Below are 15093 nucleotides of genomic sequence, written 5' to 3' on the forward strand. Positions count from 1 at the left end.
CGCCTCAGCGGACCGGGGCGGCGGCAGGAGCGGGAGCGGACGCGGGAGCCGGCGGGAGCACCGGAGCCGCCGGACCCGGCGCGTCGCGGCGGGCGGGCTGCGACGGTGCAACCTCCGCCGACAGGGCGGCGTCGCGGTCGCGGCAACGGTCGACCACCTTCTGGCCGCAGGCCATGAAGCCCAGATCCTTGGTCAGGCACACCCGCACCTCCGCCAGGTCGCGGCGGGAGCAGACGACCGCCACCCCTTCCGCCGTCATGCCGGGGTTCGATTCCAGGAACAGCCGTTCCACCTGCGTCGCCGGCACGGTCGGACCGGGGGTCTTCAGCGACTCCGGGATCGCGACCTTGGCGGCGGCCGCGCGCAGGGCAGCGAAATAGTCGGTGGCGTTCAGGCCGGAGCAGGTCCCATGCTTGCGCCATTCATGCATCATCAGCCCGACGCTGGGCATCACCGCCATGGTCTGGTCCACCACCGCCTTCGGCACGTTGCGGTCGCGGCTACAGGTGGCCGGATAGCTGCCGTCATTGTATTGCGGCCACAGGCCATGGACGACGAAGCCATGCTTCCTCTCGCCGCACTGGTCGGGATCGGGACCGTTCCGGTCGCGGGCGCAGTAGGTCGGCGACCAGGACAGCGACAGGACGTAATAGTCGAAGACGCCCGGCTCCGCCCGCCTCTGCGCCCAGGAGGGGCTTGCAGCGAACAGTCCGGCAACCAGGACGGATAGGAGGACGGAAACGGCACGGCACATGACGATATCCCCTGACGACTTGCTTCCCAAAGTTGCATACCATGGAAGGTGGTTGCTGTCGCGGGGTCTCGACGCCACTATCATTCGGCTTGGCATTCGGCCCGGCATTCGGCCAAGCCTGCCTGTCGCCGGGCGTTCCATCAGCGGGTATAGCGATCGGCATGTTCACCCTGTCCGCCCCGATGCTGCTGCGCGCCTACGCCGCCGGTATCTTTCCGATGGCCGAGAGCGCCGAGTCGCGGGAACTCCACTGGTTCGACCCGGAGCGCCGCGGCATCCTGCCGCTGGACGACTTCCACGTCCCGCGCAGCCTGCGCAAGACCCTGCGCCGCGGCCCGTTCGAGCTGCGCTTCGACAGCGCCTTCCGTGACGTCATCGAGGGCTGCGCCGAGGCGACTGAAGAGCGGCCGAAGACCTGGATCAACGACGACATCGTCCGCCTCTATGCCGAGCTGTTCGACGCCGGCTTCGCCCACAGCGTGGAATGCTGGCGCGACGGCCGGCTGGTCGGCGGGCTCTATGGCGTGTCGATCGGCGGCGCCTATTTCGGCGAGAGCATGTTCAGCCGCGAGACCGGCGCCAGCAAGGTGGCGCTGGTCCATCTCGTCGCCCGCCTGCGCGCCGCCGGCTTCGCCCTGCTCGACACCCAGTTCGTGACCGAGCATCTCGGCCGCTTCGGCGCCGTCGAGATTCCACGCACCGACTACCGGCGCCGGCTGGCCGCGGCGATGGAGCGCAAGACGGACTTCCGCGGCGTCGACCAGCAGGCGGCGCTGGCGGAACTCCTGGATCAGGCCCCGTCCCTGCCCCCTCCGTCCCGCTGACGGGCACGGTCGGGAGGGGAACCGGGGTCACCCGGCCGGATGGAACCGTCCCCCGCAGGTCGGAACCGGCACCCCGGTGGTGGCCGGCAGGCTCAACGGCAGCCCCAGCCGGCTGCGCACCGCGAGATAGCCGAAGGCCTGCGCCTCCAGCGCGTCGCCGTCCCAGCCGACGAGGTCGGCCGGATCGACCGGCACGCCCAGACGGTCGGCGAGCATCCGCATCAAGGTGGAGTTGCGCCGCCCGCCGCCGCAGACCAGCCAGCGCACCGGCGGGGCCGGCAGATGGGGGACGACTCGGGCGACCGACGAGGCGGTGAATGCGGTCAGGGTCGCGGCGCCGTCGGCGGCGGACAGGCCGGCCACCGGTGCCGGATCGAAGGCGTCGCGGTCGAGCGACTTCGGCGCCGGCCTATCGAAATAGGGATGGGCCATCAGGGCGGCCAGCGCCGGGCCGTCGACCCGCCCGGCCGCCGCCAGCGCCCCGTCGGCGTCGAAGCGGCCAAGCCCGTGGCGCAACACCCAATCGTCGATCGGCGCGTTGCCCGGCCCGGTGTCGCAAGCCACCACCCCGGCCTCCCCTCTTCCCCCCGCCTCTTCCCCCTCCGCCGGATCCGGGCCGATCCAGCTGACATTGGCGACGCCGCCGATGTTGAGCACGGCCAGCGGACGCGGCAGCCCGTGGGCAAGCGCGCGGTGGAACAGCGGGACCAGCGGCGCCCCCTGCCCGCCGGCGGCGACGTCGGCGCTGCGGAAGTCGTCGACCACGGCAATGCCGGTCGCCGCCGCCAGCCGGGCGCCGTCGCCGATCTGCCAGGTGCGGCGCCGGCCGGGGTCCGGGTTGTCGGGATCGTGGAGGATGGTGTGGCCGTGGAAGCCGATCAGGTCGATGTCGCGCGCCACCGCCCCGGCCCGATGCAGCAGGCGCCGCACCGCGTCGGCATGGGCGTCGGTCAGTGCCCGCTCCACCGCGTCGACCGGCCCGGTCCCGCCGAGGCAACCGCGCAAGGCCGCGCGGAAGCCGTCGTCATAGGGGATGGTCAGGAAGGCCAGCGCCTCCACCCGGTCCCGCCCGTCGGTCCGCAGAAGAGCGGCATCGATGCCGTCCATCGAGGTGCCGCTCATCAGGCCGACGACGGTGCGCAGGCCCTCCCTGATATCCATGCTCTCGCTCCGCAACGCGTGGTGGCGCTGCGGCACAGTCTAGCTCAGCTGAGCCAGAGCTGCAGCATCAGCCGGTCGCAGCTGGTCGGCGGCATGGCGCGGTGGTAGCAGGAGGTGTCCTCGATGAAGCCGGTGCCGGCCGGCCCCTCCACCACCAGGATGCGGTCGCGGGCGAAGCGGGAGAACAGCTCCTCGTCGCGCGCATTGGCGGACCCCAGCAGCATGCGCAGCGACTTGCCGTGATGGCTGCCGCGGACCAGCGCATGCTCCCCCGCGCCGGGACCGACGTCGGTCAGGTAGAACTGCGCCGAGCAGAAGTGGAAGTCATGGACGTCGTAATGCCAGTCGATGGTCTGGCCCAGCTGCCGCCGCTCGTCGTCGGTGGCGTCGGTGACGAAGCTCCAGAACAGGCGCGGGATGATCTTGGTCGGGCGGAAGCCGAGGAAGGCTCCGGCGCAGTCCATCAGCAGCGGATCGCGGCAGACCCGGCGCACCGCCGGACAGTCCAGCGGGTCGGGGACGATGCCCATCACCGCGGGCGAGCCGTCCTCCAGCCTGCCGTCGCGGACGTCGTGGCGGTAGAACATCCTCTCGCCGCGCAGGCGCCGCTGCAGGGGGGAATGGGTGGCGAACTCCACCAGTTCCTCCACCATCGCCCGGGGCAGGTCGAAGCCCATGGCGATCGAGTCGCGCCGCAGGTCGGCCAGGGCGCCGTCCACCGTCCGGTCGGGGAACAGGCTGACCGGCAGCGGGGGAAGCGACACCGGCGGCCCGGCCGGTGCCCGCTGACGCGAGCGGGGGGACAGCCGGCGCAAGGCGCTGTAGCCGCGCCGGACCGATTCGAATCGGCCCAGCGCATAGTGAAGCTCTCCGGCGACGAGGCGCCGGGCAATGTTCGCAACGTTCATAGGCGGTGCATCCCTAAGGCGGCCGAAGGACCAGAAACGCGGTGGGTTGCGCGGCCTCTGGTGCGGGAATGCACGAAGTGTAGGCAGGTTTGGGGTGATTCTAAAAATACCCTTCGGGCTTACGACCTCACGCCGGAGGAATAGCCGGGCCGGCAAGGCGTCCTTCCCAACGGGTTCGTGCCGGGAGAAAAAGGACGCCCCGCCTGGGACGGTCAGAGCGCCTGCACCGCCTTCAGCACGGCGGCGACATGGCCGGTGACCTTGACCTTGCGCCAGACCGTGCGGACGACGCCGTCCTTGTCGATCAGGAAGGTGGCGCGGTCGATGCCCATGTACTTGCGTCCGTACATGCTCTTTTCCACCCAGGTGCCGTAGGCCTCGCAGACACTGCCGTCGGTGTCCGAGGCAAGGGTGAAGGTCAGCCCGTGCTTGGCCTTGAACTTGTCGTGGCTGGCGGCGCTGTCCTTGGACACGCCGATCACCACCGCGTCGACGGCGGAGAAGTCGGGCAGCTGGTCGCGGAAGCCGCAGGCCTCCGACGTGCAGCCCGAGGTGTCGTCCTTCGGGTAGAAATACAGCACCACCGGCTTGCCGCGCAGGGCGGACAGGGTGACGCTGCCGCCGCCATCGGTCGGCATGGTGAAATCCGGGGCGGGCGATCCGGCATCGACGGTGGTCGCAACAGCGGTCATGGCAGCTTCGGATCCTCTTTGACGGCGCCGGGGGGCGCCAGATGGCTGGCCGGCTCCTCGACCAGGGCCTGGAAATGACCGTGGGCGCGGGCGGCAATGGCGCGGATTCTGCGGTCAAGCTCGGGGAAGTCAACCGGCTCCGCCGTCTTTTCGTCGGGAAAGGCGGCGCGATGCAGTCCGGCCAGCAGGCTGGGCGACACCTGTGTCGGGTCCAGCACCCCGGCCGTGGTCAGCCGCAGGAAGCCCTGCACCCGCCGCCACAGCCGCAGCGTCGCTTCCAGATCCTCCGCCACCTCCGGCGTCAGCGCCCCCGTCCGGGCGGCGCAGCCGAGCGCCTTGGCGGTGCCGACATGCAGGATGTCCGGCAGGTCGTGGCCGTGGCGCAGCTGCAAGTACTGGGCGATGAACTCGATGTCGATCAGGCCGCCGCGGGCGTATTTGACGTTCCAGGGGTTGGCGGTGCCGAACTCCTTGTCGATCCGCCGGCGCATGTCGGCGACGTCCCACAGCAGCCGGCCGGGATCGCGCGGCGCGGTCAGCACCGACCGGATCGCCTCCGTCACCCTTCCAGCCAGATCCAAAGCGGACCCGCCGGCATCGCCGCCGATCACCCGGGCGCGGGTCAGGGCCATGTGCTCCCAGGTCCAGGCGTCGCTCGCCTGATACTTGACGAAGGCGGCGAGCGAGGTGGCGAGCGGCCCGGCATTGCCCGACGGGCGCAGCCGCATATCCACCTCATAGAGGCGCCCGTCGGCCATCGGCGCGGTGATGGCGTTGGTCAGGCGCTGCGTCAGCTTGATGTAGTACTCGTTGGGCGACAGCGGCCTGGCGCCGTCGGACAGCAGCGGAGCCCCGCTCCCCTGCCCTGCCGAGGCGATGTCGTAGATGACGATCAGGTCGATGTCCGAGGTGATGGTCAGCTGGCGACTGCCCAGCTTGCCCATCGCCACCACGACCCAGGCGCCGCCGGGAATCCGGCCGTGGCGCTGGGCGAACTCCTCCTCCACCCTCCGGGCGAGGTCGGGGACGACGAGGTCGGCGAGGTCGGCCAGGAAGGCGCCGCAGCGGTCGCCGTCGGTGATGCCGCGCAGGATGTGGACCCCGGCGCGGAAGCGCTGGTCGTTGGTCCAGCGCCGCGACAGGGTCAGCGCATCCTCGAAGTCGCGGGCGGCGGCGATGACGCGGGCATGGTCGGCGGCCAGCCCCTCGTCCTTGCCCGGCAGAGGGTCGAAGAAGTCGGGCGACAGCACCGCATCGAGCAGCGACGGGTTGCGCGACAGGGTCGCCGCCATCTGCGGCGCGATGCCCATGATCTCCGCCACCAGTTCCAGCAACCAGGGGTTGGCGACGAACAGCGAGAACAGCCCGACCCCGGCCGGCAGCTTGCCGAGGAAATCGTCGAAGTTCATCAGCGCGCCGTCGGGCGCCGGGGTCTTGGCCAGCGCGCTCAGCAGCGCCGGGGTCAGCTCGGTCAGCAGCTCGCGCGCGCGGCCCGACCGGGTGGCGCGGTAGCGGCCCCGGTGCCAGGCCGACACCACGCTGATGACGCGCGCCGGGTCGGCGAAGCCCATGCCGGCCAGCGTCTCCACCGTGCCCGGATCGGGATCGGTGCCGGTGAAGACGAGGTTGCCGGGACCGGAGAGCGACGGCGCCTCCTCGAACAGCTCGGCATAGCGGTCCTCCACCTGCCCCAGCGTCGCCAGCAGCTCGGCCCGGAAGTCGGCGGGATCGCCATAGCCGAGGAAGGTCGCCAGATGCGCCACCCCGGCATCCTCGGCGGGGATGCGGTGGGTCTGCTGGTCGTCGATCATCTGGATGCGGTGCTCGACCCGGCGCAGGAAATGATAGGCCGCCGCCAGATCCTCGACCGTCTGCGGCGGCACGCGGCCGACGTCGCGCAGCGCCTCGTTCGCCATCAGCGTCGGGGCGATGCGCACGCGAGGGTCGCGCCCGCCGAAGATCAGCTGCTGGGTCTGGGCGAAGAACTCGATCTCGCGGATGCCGCCGCGCCCGACCTTGATGTCATGGCCGTTGACCGTCACCTCGCGGTGGCCCTTGTGGGCGTTGATCTGGCGCTTGATCGAATGGATGTCCTGGATGGCGGCGAAATCCAGGTTGCGGCGCCAGACGAAGGGCTCCAGGAAGCGCAGGAAGGAGGCCCCGGCCACCTCGTCGCCGGCGATCGGGCGGGCCTTGATCATCGCCGCGCGTTCCCAGTTCTGGCCGACGCTGCCGTAATAAATTTCGGCCGCCGACACGGAAACCGCCAGCGGCGTGGCGCCCGGATCGGGCCTAAGACGAAGGTCGGTGCGGAAGACGTAGCCGTCCTTGGTGCGTTCATCCATAATGCGGACAAGATCGCGTGCGAGCCTGATGAAGGTCCGTGCGAGGTTGTCCGGCTGGGGCGTCTGCACAACGGCGTCGTCGTACAGGACGATCAGGTCGATGTCGCTGGAATAGTTGAGTTCGCGCCCGCCAAGCTTACCCATGCCCAACACGATCAGGCCCGAACCGACCCACGGTCGCTGCGGATCAGGCAGCGTCAGCGTGCCCGCCTCCCCGGCGCGGCGCAGCAGGAAATTCGCGGCCAGCCGGACCCCCGTCTCCGCCAGCTCCGACAGGGCGCCGGTGACGCGGAACAGCGGCCACACCCCGGCGATGTCGGCCAGCGCGATCAGCAGCGCCGCCCGCCGCTTGGCCACGCGCAGGCCGGCCATCAGCCGGTCCATCGACCGTTCCTCGTCATGCTCGGCATGGAGCGCCGCGATCAGCGCGGCGAAAGTCGCGTCGCACCCGTCCTCCATCGTCTTGCGGACGAAGGGCAACTCCCGCGTCAGCCCGTGGCCGAGATACGGGCTGTTGCCGCACACCGCCTCGACCAGCGCACGGCCGGGTTCGGACTCCGCGAAGGCCTCCGCCCAGGCCCGCGTCTCCGGCTCCGCCGCGGCGGCCTGCTGGCGCCAGCGCTCCAGGCCCAGCGCCGCCTGCGCGGCGTCGAAGGGCTTCGGCAAGGGTGCTGGGAAGGGCATGGGACTGGACATGACGGCATTCTTTCCTGCTCAAAACATGTGCAGAAAGCTGCACGCGTCGGGAGAGAAGGTCAATCGGGCCGATTCGCCCGCTTCCCCGCATCCCCCGTCCCTCCCCCGGCGGGAGAGGGGGCCGGGCGCGGCTTCCGAGGTCGGTGCCCCGTGATCAGGCGCACCGCGAGGATCCTCGTCCTGACCTTGAGCGGCGTGGCGGCGGTGGCGCTGGCGGCGGCCGGGCTGTTCGCCTGGCGGCTGTCGCAGGGGCCGATCGCGCTCGACCCGCTGATCCCCTATGTCGAACGGGCGCTGAGCGACCGCGACGGCCGGTTCCGCAGCGAGGTGGGCGAGCTGGTGCTGTCGCTGGAAACCGACGAGAGCCTCCAGGACGGCGGCGGCCGACGCCTCGACCTGCGTGCCCGCCGGGTGCGGGCGTTGAACGCCGACGGGGCGGAGCTGGCCGCGGTGCCGGAGATGGGCATCGGATTTTCCATCCCGGCGCTGCTGCGCGGCACGCTGGCGCCGACGCGCATCGATCTGGTCCGCCCGCGCCTGAGCGTGCTGCGCCGGGCCGACGGCAGCCTCGCCTTCGACGTGCGGGCCGACGCCGAATCGGCACGGAAGCCCGAGAGCGACGGTCCCGACCTGCTGGACGAGGCTCTGGACAGCCTGCGCCGCCCGCCCGACATCGACCGGCCGATGGGGCTGCTCCGCCGCCTGTCGGTGGCGGGCGCCGACCTGCGGGTCGAGAACCGCATGCTCGACCTGTCCTGGCACGCCACCCGCGCCGACATCGTGCTGACCCGCGATGCCGAGGGCGCGCAGGGCCGGGCGCGGGTGACGCTGGATCTCGGCGGCAGCGGTCCGGAGCAGGAACGGCGCGCGGTGACCGTCGCCGCCACCGGCCATTACAACATCGCCGACGCTTCCACCGACCTGAGCCTGTCCGTCGACGGGTTGGAGCCGGCGTCGCTGGCCGAGATCGGCCCCGCGCTGGCGCCGCTGGCGGCGGCGAAGCTGCCGCTGTCGGGCACGGTCACGGCACGGCTGGACCAGCGGTTCGAACCGGCCAGGGTCGACCTGACCCTGCGCGGCGGCGCCGGCTCCATCGAGCTGCCCGCCCTGCGGCCGGAACCGGTCGCGGTGCGCAGCCTGGACCTGCGCGGCAGCCTGGACGTGCCCGGCCGGCGGCTGCGGATCGACGGGCTGTCGCTGGCGGCCGACGCCACCGATGGCGGCCCGCCCCTGTCGCTGACCGCCCAGGGAGACCTGACGGAGGACGGCCAGGGCCGCAACGCCCGGGCCGTCCTGTCGCTGACCGCCGGCGGCCGTTCCGCCGGGCTGGAGCTGTCGGGGCGGCAGGCGCCCGACAAGAGCGGCCAGGCGACCGCGCGGCTGAGCGGCTTCACCCCGGCCGCGGTCGCCGGCCTCGCCCCGGCGCTGGCACCGCTGGCGGCGGCGGAGCTGCCGCTGTCGGGCACGCTGGAAGTCGCCTTCGACCCTTCGCTGCACCCCACCGCCGGCAAGGCCGACCTCAGCGCCGGCCACGGCCATCTGCACAGCCCGACGCTGTTCGCCGGTCCGGTGCCCGTCCAGTCGCTCCGCCTGCGCCTGCAGGGCGACCGCGAGCGCATCGACCTCGACGGGCTGAGCGCGGTGCTGGGCGAGGCCGGCGGGCCGCAGCCGCATCTGGAGGCGAGCGCCACGGCCCGGCGCCTGGGCGACCGCATGGCGGTGGAGGCGCAGGCGGGCGCGACCGGCATGGCGCTGGACGAGTTGCACCGCTATTGGCCGAAGATCGCCAGCCCCAACGCACGGGACTGGGTGACGAAGAACCTGTCCCACGGCACGGTGACGCAGGCGCGGGCCGAGGCGGCCCTGTCGCTGCCGCTTTCCTTGCTCAATTCCAAGTCGCCGGGCGGGACGGCGGAGCCGGAACTGACCCGCTTCCTCGCCACCATGGCCGGCGAGGACATCAACGTCCGCTATTTCCACGACCTGACGCCGGTGACCGGCGCCGGGATGGAGGCGACGACCGACGGCAAGACCTTTACAATCCAGACCAGGGGCGGCCGCATCGCCGACCCGAAGTCGGGCGACATCGAGATCGGCGAAGGCAAGGTGGTGATCGGCGGGCTGGACATCGGCAAGGAGACCATGGACATCCGCCTGCCGATCCAGGGGCCGGTGCGCTCCATCCTGACCCTGATCGACATGCCGCCGCTGGGCTACCCGACCAAGCTGGAGATGGACCCGAAGCGCACCCAGGGCACTGCCGAGGCCGAGCTGCATTTCGCCTTCCCGCTGCTGGCCGACCTGAAGGTCGAGCAGCTGAACCTCGACGTGACCGGCAAGCTGCACAAGGTCGGGGTGGAGAAGGTCGCGGCCGGGATGACCGCCACCGACGGCGAGCTGTCGCTGGCCCTCGACCTCAAGGCGATGCAGATCAAGGGCGCGACCAAGCTGGACGGCATCCCCGTCACCGTCGACTGGAACGAATCCTTCGACAGCGCCGCCAAGGGGCCGCGCACCCGCATCGCGGTGAAGGGCGACGCGACCGCCGACGACCTGCGCGCCCACGGCATCGACCTGGAGGACCGGGTGCAGGGCCCCTTCGGCGCCGACATCCTGTTCACGGTGGACCGCAAGCACAAGCTGGCGCTGACCGCCGCCCTGAACCTGGAAAAGACCCGGCTGTCGATCGAGGAGCTGGCCTGGGCCAAGCCGCCCGGCAAGCCCGGCACCGGCAAGCTGACCCTGGAATTCGACAAGGACCGCCCGACCCGCATCAGCAACCTGACCGTCGATGCCGGCGGGCTGAAGAGCGTCACCAACCTGGAGCTGGCCGATGGCGGCAAGCGGGTGGCGCGGGTGCAGACCCCCAGCTTCAAGCTCGGACTGACCGACCTGCGCGCCGACCTGACCGTGCTGCCGCCGGCCCGGCCCGGCGGCCCGGCCGGCGGCTATGCCGGAACCGTCACCGGCGCCAGCCTGGATGCCCGCGGCCTGACCGGCAAGACGCCGGCGGGCGAAGGGGCGACGGCGCCCGCGCCGAAGGGCCCGGCGGGCGACGGGCGCAAGACCCCGCTGGACGTCGCCATCAAGTTCGATTCGGTGGTGTTCGGCGACGGGCGCCGGCTGCGGCAGGTCGCCGGAACCATGCGGCGCGACGCCACCGCCTGGACCCTGCTGGACGTCGCCGGCCGCAGCGAGGGCGGCGGCGTCTCGCTGAAATGGCGGCCGGGACCGCAGGGCGTCTACGACCTTGCCATCTCCGCCGACGATCTGGGATCCACCCTCCAGGCGATGGACCTGAACGACCGCATGCGCGGCGGGCACCTGACCCTGACCGGCCGCTCGGTGGAGCCGCGGGCCGACGCCGCCATCGCCGGCAAGGCGGAAATCCGCGACTACACGCTGGTCGACGTGCCGGTGCTGGCCCGCATCCTCAACGCCATCTCGCCGTCCGGCTTCGCCGAATTGTTGGGTGGCGGCAAGGGCGTGAATTTCGGCCGCATGTCGGCGGAGTTCCGCAAGGAGGGCCGGCTGCTGACCCTGAAGGATCTCCGCACCTCCGGTTCGGCGCTGGGCATGACGCTGGAGGGACAGGTCGATCTGGAGACGGAGACCGCCAACCTGCGGGGCACCATCGTCCCGGTCTATGGGCTCAACCGGCTGATCGGCCAGATCCCGCTGCTGGGCGACATGCTGAGCGGCGGCGAGGGCCAGGGCATCTTCTCCGCCACCTGGCATGTCCAGGGGCCGCTGTCCGACCCCGACGTCTCGGTCAACCCGCTGGCGGTGCTGGCGCCGGGCTTCCTGCGCAACCTGTTCTTCCTGGGCGGCGACGGCTCGCCGACGCCCGACGCCAAGCCACCGCCGGAGTCGCATATGCGGTGAGACGTTATCCCCACCATAACCCTCCCCCGCTCTCGGCAGGCCTACGGTTCGCCTGCCGCGTCAGCACAAAGCGGAGCTTTGTGCGAGAGCCGGGCGCGGGAGGAGACAAGTGCTTGTGCGGGAGAGTGGCGGCACTCCCTCCCCCGCTGGGCGGGGGAGGTTAGGTGGGGGTCTAACGCCGCAAAACGCCTGCCCCCAGATACTCACCCCACCTTCACCAGCGCATGGCGCTTCTTGCCGGCGCTGAGCTTCACCACGCCGTCGGCATTCAGGTCGGCAGCGGTCGCCTTCACCGTCTCGTCGGCGATCGGCCCGTCGTTCAGCTTGGCGCCGCCACCCTTGATCAGGCGGCGTGCCTCGCCCTTCGACGCGGCGAGGCCGGCGGACACCAGCAGGTCGACCACCGGCACTCCGGCCTCCAGGTCGGCGCGGGCGACCTCGATGCTCGGCAGCCCCTCCGCGGCGGCACCCTCCTCGAAGGCGCGGCGCGCGGTCTCGGCGGCCTCCAGCGCGGCCTCCTCGCCATGGGCGAGCTTGGTCACCTCATTGGCGAGGATCTTCTTGGCCTCGTTGATCCCGGCGCCCTCAAGGCTTTCCAGCCGGGCGATCTCGTCCAGCGGCAGCTCGGTGTAGAGGCGCAGGAAGCGGCCGACGTCGGCATCCTCGGTGTTGCGCCAGTATTGCCAGAAATCGTAGCTGCTCAGCTTGTCGGCGGTCAGCCACACCGCGCCGGCCGCCGTCTTGCCCATCTTGGCGCCGGACGAGGTGGTCAGCAGCGGCGTGGTCAGGCCGAACAGCTCGGCGCCGTCGGTGCGGCGGCCCAGCTCGACGCCGTTGACGATGTTGCCCCACTGGTCCGACCCACCCATCTGCAGCGAGCAGCCGTGGCGGCGTTTCAGCTCCACGAAGTCATAGGCCTGGAGAATCATGTAGTTGAATTCGAGGAAGGTCAGCGGCTGTTCGCGGTCCAGCCGCAGCTTGACCGACTCGAAGCTCATCATGCGGTTGATGGTGAAATGGCGGCCGATGTCGCGCAGCAGCGGGATGTATTTCAGCTCGTCCAGCCAGTCGGCGTTGTTCGCCATCACCGCATCGGTCGGCCCGTCCCCGAAGGTCAGGTAGCGGCCGAAGATGCGCTTGATGCCCGCCATGTTGCCGGCGATGACCTCGTCGGTCAGCAGCTGGCGCGCCTCGTCCTTGCCCGACGGGTCGCCGATCTTGGTGGTGCCGCCGCCCATCAGCACGATGGGCTTGTGACCGGTCTTCTGCAGCCAGCGCAGCATCATGATCGGCAGCAGGCTGCCGACATGCAGGCTGTCGGCGGTGCAGTCGAAGCCGATATAGGCGACGATCGGCCCCTTCTGCGCACGCTCGTCCAGCGTGGCGAGATCGGTGCACTGGTGGATGAATCCGCGCTCCTGGAGGGTGCGCAGGAACTCCGAGGCGGGGGCGGAGGTCGTCGTCATGGCCGCAATCCGGCAGTCGTTGGAAAGAAGGGCGAGGCCCACTGGGTGGTGAGGGCGGAGAAATCCCGCGGTCTGTTAGCACGGAACGGCCCCTGCCTCAATGCGGCCCCGGAAGCCGTTGCCACAAGCAGACACGCGGTCGGGCGGGGTCCCGCGCCCAAGCATCGCCGCCGTGCAGCAAGTCGAGCCACACAACTTCACCCTGCGGAGTCCGGGGAAACCCTACTCCACCGCAATTGACTTTGATTCGCAACACAGGGGCCGCACGCAGCCTGTATTCCAGGCAGGCCGCACGCCTCCAAATTGATAGTGACTATCAAATACAGTTCGGTTTTTAGGCGAGTTTTTTATTGTGCGAGTCCTTTCTCTGTGCCAAGGTGCGACCAATTGTCTATTTAGGAGCATCCACCATGCAAGGTGATCAAGGGGTCCTCGACCGTCTGAACAAGCTGCTGACCGGCGAGCTGAGCGCGGCCGACCAGTATCTGGCCCATGCGCGGACGATGGAGGACATGGGCCTCAAGGCGCTGGCCGAACGCATCTCGCATGAGCGGACCGAAGAGCTGGAGCATGCCGACAAGCTGATCCGCCGCATCCTGTTCCTGGAAGGCACGCCGGACGTCGCCAGCCGCGACCCGCTGCGCATCGGCAAGACCGTGCCGGACATGCTGCGCAACGACCTGACCCTGGAATACGAGGTGGTGGCCGCCCTGAAGGACGTCATCGCCTATTGCGAACAGGTGAAGGATTACGACACCCGCCGCATCCTGCTGGAGCTGCTGGTCGACACCGAGGAAGACCATGCCCACTGGCTGGAGCAGCAGCTCCGCCTGATCGACATGCTCGGCCTGCAGAATTACCTGCAGTCGGGCATGGGCGGCATTTCGGGCTGAGGGGGGCGCGGACCATGAAGGGCAACAGCGACGTCATCGCCCAGCTTCAGATCGTCCTGAAGGACCAGCTGACGCAGATCAACCAGTATTTCCTGCACGCCCGCATGCTGAAGAACTGGGGCGTCAAGTCCCTGGGCAAGTGGGAATACCATGCCTCCATCGAGGTGATGAAGAGCGCGGACGAGATCATCGAACGCATCCTGTTCATCGAGGCGATCCCCAACCTCCAGGATCTCGGCAAGCTGCACATCGGCGAGGACGTGCCGGAAATCCTGTCGAGCGACCTCGCCGCCGAGCGTGAGGCCCGCGACCGCATCGCCGCCGCCATCGCCGTGTGCGAGGAGAAGGCCGACTACGTGTCGCGCGACGAGCTCTCCGAGCTGCTGGAAGAGTCGGAGGAGCGCATCGACTATCTGGAAACCCAGCTGAGCCTGATCGACGACATCGGCCTGCCCAACTACATCCAGTCGGCGATGGGCGAGATCAAGGACTGAGGACGTTCGGGGGGGGGAGCACCTCTGGCCCCCTCCCCATCCCTCCCCCGCGTTCCGCGGGAGAGGGGGTAGGACGTTTGTCGGCGTGATGTGACTGCCAAAGCGGCGGCAGTCCCCTCTCCCCCTCGGCGGACCGAAGGTCCGTCCGATAGAGGGGGAGGGTTAGGGAGGGGGCATCAGCAGCCCCTGCCCCTCAAACCCGCCCCAGAATCTCCTCGGCCAGCGCCTGCATCTCCAACGCGGCCTGCGTCTTTCGCGCCGCTTCCGTCACCGAGAAGCCGGTCATCAGCGTGCCGGCATAGGCGGTGCGGTTGCCGACCTGCGCCTCGGCGAGCTCGACCGCGGGCGGATCGGCCAGTTCCTGCACCCGGGCGATCAACTCGTCGGCGATGCGGGCGCGCGGCGGCACGCGGTTGAGCACCAGCAGCAGCCGGCGCTTCTCCTGCGCGGCGAGGTCGATGGTCGGGTGGACCGCCCACAAATCCATCGGGCTCGGCTGCACCGGGGCGATCACCAGCGAGGCGGCGCGGACGGCGATGCGCGCCTCGGTCTGGGCATGGGGCGGACTGTCGATCACCACGATGTCGTGGCTGCGCGCCAGCTTCTCGACCTCCGCCTGGGTGCGCCAGCCGTTGATCTGCACATGGCTGAAGCCGGGATTCCCCTGCGTCGCCTCATGGCGGACGGCGTGCCAGCGGGTCAGGCTGCCCTGCGGGTCGATGTCGACGGTGGCGACGCGGTATCCCGCTTGAGCCCAGGCGATGGCGAGATGGGCGGCCAGCGTGGTCTTGCCGGCGCCGCCCTTCTGCTGCGCCACGGTGAAGACCTTGCCCGTCATGCCCGCACCCATCATGTTGTCGTTGGCGATTTGCGCATCCCCCTCATAACCTTCGGCATGGCACCGGTGCAACCGCGCGAATTGACACTTGTTCCCCAGGCACTAGGGTTTGGCGGTCGGATTCACGCTTCAAATCG

Annotated in this window: 11 protein-coding genes; 4 read left to right on the forward strand and 7 right to left on the reverse strand. The window is 70.1% G+C overall.

Annotated features, from left to right (window positions below; genetic code table 11):
* Positions 1-4: 4 nt before the first annotated feature.
* Positions 5-754 carry a ribonuclease T gene (locus ABMY26_RS25705; RefSeq protein ID WP_372397408.1) on the reverse strand — a complete coding sequence of 250 codons (750 nt, stop codon included), beginning with the start codon at positions 752-754 and terminating at the stop codon, positions 5-7.
* Positions 755-915: 161 nt separating this feature from the next.
* On the opposite strand from ABMY26_RS25705, the gene aat reads away from it, so the two are divergent.
* Positions 916-1578, forward strand: coding sequence for a leucyl/phenylalanyl-tRNA--protein transferase (gene aat / locus ABMY26_RS25710; protein WP_372397409.1), 663 nt, complete (start codon positions 916-918; stop codon positions 1576-1578).
* Between the two features lie 27 nt (positions 1579-1605).
* On the opposite strand, the gene ABMY26_RS25715 is transcribed toward aat, so the two are convergent.
* The 4 genes from ABMY26_RS25715 to ABMY26_RS25730 all read right to left on the reverse strand — a co-directional run bounded on the left by ABMY26_RS25715 (position 1606) and on the right by ABMY26_RS25730 (position 7380).
* Positions 1606-2739, reverse strand: a complete 1134-nt coding sequence (locus ABMY26_RS25715) for an anhydro-N-acetylmuramic acid kinase (protein ID WP_372397410.1) — start codon at positions 2737-2739, stop codon at positions 1606-1608.
* Positions 2740-2783: 44 nt separating this feature from the next.
* Entirely contained in the window at positions 2784-3647 is an 864-nt protein-coding gene (locus ABMY26_RS25720; RefSeq protein ID WP_372397411.1) for a hypothetical protein, read from the reverse strand.
* A gap of 212 nt (positions 3648-3859) precedes the next feature.
* Positions 3860-4339 (reverse strand): thioredoxin-dependent thiol peroxidase, encoded by a 480-nt coding sequence (bcp, locus tag ABMY26_RS25725; RefSeq protein WP_372397412.1) that lies wholly within the window; start codon positions 4337-4339, stop codon positions 3860-3862.
* Positions 4336-7380, reverse strand: coding sequence for a bifunctional [glutamine synthetase] adenylyltransferase/[glutamine synthetase]-adenylyl-L-tyrosine phosphorylase (locus ABMY26_RS25730; protein WP_372397413.1), 3045 nt, complete (start codon positions 7378-7380; stop codon positions 4336-4338). The genes bcp and ABMY26_RS25730 overlap by 4 nt, the downstream gene beginning before the upstream one ends.
* A 150-nt stretch (positions 7381-7530) precedes the next feature.
* Between ABMY26_RS25730 and ABMY26_RS25735 the strand changes: the two genes are divergently transcribed.
* Positions 7531-11265 carry an AsmA-like C-terminal domain-containing protein gene (locus tag ABMY26_RS25735; RefSeq protein ID WP_372397414.1) on the forward strand — a complete coding sequence of 1245 codons (3735 nt, stop codon included), beginning with the start codon at positions 7531-7533 and terminating at the stop codon, positions 11263-11265.
* A gap of 203 nt (positions 11266-11468) precedes the next feature.
* Here ABMY26_RS25735 and tyrS read toward each other — a convergent pair whose 3' ends face one another.
* On the reverse strand, positions 11469-12731 hold the full coding sequence (tyrS, locus tag ABMY26_RS25740; protein ID WP_372397415.1) for a tyrosine--tRNA ligase: 1263 nt from the start codon (positions 12729-12731) through the stop codon (positions 11469-11471).
* 410 nt (positions 12732-13141) lie between these two features.
* Between tyrS and bfr (ABMY26_RS25745) the strand changes: the two genes are divergently transcribed.
* Together bfr (ABMY26_RS25745) and bfr (ABMY26_RS25750) are read left to right on the forward strand one after the other, a co-directional pair.
* Positions 13142-13624, forward strand: coding sequence for a bacterioferritin (gene bfr, locus ABMY26_RS25745; protein ID WP_372397416.1), 483 nt, complete (start codon positions 13142-13144; stop codon positions 13622-13624).
* A gap of 14 nt (positions 13625-13638) precedes the next feature.
* Complete coding sequence (gene bfr / locus ABMY26_RS25750; protein ID WP_372397417.1) at positions 13639-14118, forward strand: bacterioferritin; 480 nt, start codon at positions 13639-13641, stop codon at positions 14116-14118.
* A 193-nt stretch (positions 14119-14311) separates the two neighbouring features.
* Here the strand turns inward: bfr (ABMY26_RS25750) and parA are convergent, their stop codons facing one another.
* Positions 14312-14956 carry a ParA family partition ATPase gene (parA, locus tag ABMY26_RS25755; protein ID WP_045582425.1) on the reverse strand — a complete coding sequence of 215 codons (645 nt, stop codon included), beginning with the start codon at positions 14954-14956 and terminating at the stop codon, positions 14312-14314.
* Positions 14957-15093: the final 137 nt, after the last annotated feature.

Origin of the sequence: Azospirillum sp. HJ39 (assembly GCF_041507355.1) — a bacterium.
Classification (GTDB): Bacteria; Pseudomonadota; Alphaproteobacteria; order Azospirillales; family Azospirillaceae; genus Azospirillum; species Azospirillum thiophilum.